This window comes from Cupriavidus sp. KB_39 (genome assembly GCF_052114485.1).
Classification (GTDB): Bacteria; Pseudomonadota; Gammaproteobacteria; order Burkholderiales; family Burkholderiaceae; genus Cupriavidus.
In genome coordinates this window covers 1-2,857 of the sequence record NZ_JBFREV010000097.1, presented here as the reverse complement: position 1 = coordinate 2,857, position 2,857 = coordinate 1, and the positions used below count along the sequence as shown (strand labels likewise).

Sequence of the window (2,857 nt, the reverse complement as noted above, 5' to 3'; positions counted from 1 at the left end):
TTCCTTCCCTCGTCTATTTACAGTTCTCTATTTTCGATCTCTCAGTGAGGGCGCGTTGTAACGCGACGCGCCGATCGCTATCATAGTACGTTCGGGTGGTTTTGATCTACCCGATACCATCGTTCTTCGTCATCCGAAAGACTCGGCGGCCGTCTGAACGATAGCCGGTATTCATGCCCCGACAGCGGATAGCGCCCAGATTGCCAAAGACGCCGCCAGGGACACCCTCGAACTCGGTCAGCAGTTCCGTACATGGCGGCTAGCCTAGATGCCCTGGCGGCGCATCTTGTGGACCGTCCTGTCCATTGTCAGCAAGCGTCGGCCGGTGACAACTCGCGCCGTACAGTAGTTAACAATGAATTGAACGCGTTGTCACCGGGAGCGTCAGCGAGACGTGGCCAACCATTCCTGCAGCTCCCGCCAAGCATGCAGTTTTTCCGAGTACGGCATGGTGTGGGCAGGACTACTGGAAGGAAGCCTGACGACGCGATGGCTGCCACCATGCCGACCGAGAGCCTTCAAACCAATACGCTCAGCCGTACCGCCATTGAACGCGATTGCTGCCAGATTCGGCATCGACTCGACCAAACCCACCAGATCGTTTCCGGCATGACCGCGTATGTTGCTGTCCAAACTACCCTCTCGCTTTGCTTCAGCTACGACATCCCATAGACCGACGTGACGCGCCAGCAGCGTTTGCAACCGCACAGGGTAGTCCATGTGAATCAAGTCTTCGCCAAGGACGTCGCCAACCAACCGCCAAAAGGCATTTTGGCGGTGCGCATAGTATTGCCCCTGGGCCAATGAAACTTCGCCGGGCAAGCTACCGAGAATCAATACCCGAGTGTTGGCATCAACCACGGGCGGAAAACAGCGCTTAAGCGTCATCGGCCACCTCCGCAAGCACTCCCTTTATTGCGGCTATAGCCCTCTGCGAACGCAATGGGTCACTCTCCAAAGCCGCTCCTTGGCGAACAGTGCGCCTGATGCCGTTCCGCAGATGTGCGACGAAATAGCGTGCATTCCGATCGGGCTTAAGAGGTAGCTGCGAAAAAAAAGCCTCTACACGGCTACCGTCGAAACCACCCTCCTTCAACTGACCGCGCAATGCTTCGATTTCGTCCGACGCGAGCATGGGGCCACCGGGGAACAGGTCGAGTCGGTGCATAACCTTCTGCACCTCACTCAGCATCCGAAACCGCAGCCGCAGCTTTTCATCGAGGCCGGTCTCCTTGGATTCAAGCTGCTCCATTAGTTGGCTCAGCACTTCAAGCGACGCCTGTTCGTCCCGAGCGGCATTCGACGAAATCTGCACTTCGCTTTGCAGAGCAAGTCGCTGCTTCTTTAAGTCGCTAAGCTGAGCCTCCACATCCCGCAATCGCTGGATAAGGATCGGCATATCGCCACCCGTTTCGATGGCCGCCATCAGATTCTTGAGCCTCGTCTCTGTCTCTTCGACCATGGCATTGCAGGCATCCAAACTGGCCCGCTTCGCTGTCACCTCGTTGTCGGCGGATGCCTCTCCAAGGACTCGACGAAGATCCAGTTCGCGCGTGAACGTGATGAACTCGGATTCGAGTTGCCGGATGTTATACGAAACACCGACGCAACCGCTCCCCTGTAACGCGCCGGAGCAGTATAGAAATCCAGTGTTGATCCCAGGCTTGCGTCGAATATGCATCGGACTTCCGCAATAGCCGCACTTCGCCGTGCCCTGGAAGATGTTGTAGCACTGACCCTTTCGACCCGCGCTCGTTGTCCCCTTGTTTCGGTCGCGAGCCTTGCGCATCGCCTGCACTTCGTAGAAGAGCGTCTTGTCGATAATCGGTGGGTAGTAGTCTTCGACGAAGGTGTTGGTCGTCGTACGCCCATTGTTGTCCTGATCCATCTGCAGGACACCGATGACAGCGATGTTTGTCAGATTGAACCCAACCGTGCTGTTCTGCCAGTACTTGGAATGTTGCGCTGTCGGGATACCGCGACGATTCAATTCCTTCACAATCAACGCATTGCCCATCCCGTCTTTCGCCAGATCGAATATCAATCGGACCGTCACGGCATTCTCTTCGATGACTTCATACCTTGTTTTGTCATCGGAGAGCTTGAGCCACCAAGGGCAGCGCCCGAGCTTCACCTCTTTGTTAGCGATGACTCGCTTCTTCTTAGCCTCGTAAGCAGCTTTGATTCGCCGCGACTTCACGGCCGATTCTTCGTGAGCACGCGACATGCTCACCAACGCGATCAGCAGCGGAGTCCAGTCATTCCGGAGCCTGTCCTTGCTATATACAGCCCCATCGACGAGTGTCACGATGGTAATGCCGCGATTGATGATGGACTGGAACACGGCCAGCGCTTCTGGTACGGGCAGGCGCGACAACCGATCGAGCGATTCGACCAGCAGATGCGAATCGGGCTGTACGCGCCCTTCGTCGATAGCGGCCACGAATTGACCAAGAGCGCCGCGTTCGAAATTCGAACCGGTGAAGGCCGAAACGCCGAGGTCGCGCACGCTCAACGACTGATCGAGCGTCAGCCCGTGACTAGCGGCATATTTCTCGGATGCTTCGAGTTGGCGGCGGAGGGAGTCGCCTCGGATTTGTTCGGGGGTGGAAAACCGGATGTAGGAGTATGCGGCGGGCATGGAAACGGCAGGCTGGCAGGGCTCCGCCGATTATATCCAAGCCGGGTGTCAAATTGACCAGAAAGCTTTCTGCTTGTGCGCGTAGTACTGGTTCTGGGCGAGCGAGACCTCGCCCGGCAGGCTGCCGAGCACGAGGACGCGGGTGTGGGCATCGACGACCGGCGGGAAACAGCGTTTGGTGGTCATCTTGGGAGGGTCTTCACTGGCGGCCCCTCC

The 2,857-nt window shown here is 57.2% G+C and carries 2 protein-coding genes and 1 pseudogene; all 3 read right to left on the bottom strand.

Annotated elements, in window-relative coordinates:
* Positions 1–384: 384 nt before the first annotated feature.
* Positions 385–888, bottom strand: a complete 504-nt coding sequence (locus tag AB4Z27_RS28650) for a DNA-deoxyinosine glycosylase (protein ID WP_441645934.1) — start codon at positions 886–888, stop codon at positions 385–387.
* On the bottom strand, positions 878–2,641 hold the full coding sequence (locus AB4Z27_RS28645) for a recombinase family protein (RefSeq protein ID WP_441645933.1): 1,764 nt from the start codon (positions 2,639–2,641) through the stop codon (positions 878–880). The genes AB4Z27_RS28650 and AB4Z27_RS28645 overlap by 11 nt, the downstream gene beginning before the upstream one ends.
* A 51-nt stretch (positions 2,642–2,692) precedes the next feature.
* A pseudogene (locus AB4Z27_RS28640) lies at positions 2,693–2,827 on the bottom strand (DNA-deoxyinosine glycosylase); the annotation flags it as partial.
* Between the last annotated feature and the right edge of the window lie 30 nt (positions 2,828–2,857).